We start from the raw sequence: 288 nt of genomic DNA, 5'->3' as shown, positions 1-288 counted from the left end.
TTTCCCGTCCTTCCTGATAAGCCAGCGCGATGATATCTGTGATGTAATATTCACCCTGCGCATTATTGTTAGTCAGCTTAGACAACCAGCGTTTCAGGTCCGCGCCGTTGGCGATCAGAATACCGGTGTTAATTTCCTGGATTTGACGCTGTTCATCAGTGGCGTCTTTATGTTCAACGATGCCGGTCACTTTACCGTTTTCACGCGTAATACGGCCATAGCCGCTCGGATCGTCCAGCTTCACGGTTAATAACCCAATACCACCCTGCGGTTTGGCATCGCGCAGGC

Annotated in this window: 1 pseudogene; it reads right to left on the bottom strand. The window is 50.7% G+C overall.

The features are described from left to right. Positions 1-288 (bottom strand): annotated as a pseudogene (gene glmU / locus J4G32_RS21055) (bifunctional UDP-N-acetylglucosamine diphosphorylase/glucosamine-1-phosphate N-acetyltransferase GlmU); the annotation flags it as partial.

Source organism: Microvirga antarctica (assembly GCF_017921815.1).
Classification (GTDB): Bacteria; Pseudomonadota; Alphaproteobacteria; order Rhizobiales; family Beijerinckiaceae; genus Microvirga; species Microvirga antarctica.
The sequence above is the reverse complement of the archived record's forward strand: the minus strand, read 5'-3'. Positions and strand labels throughout refer to the sequence as shown.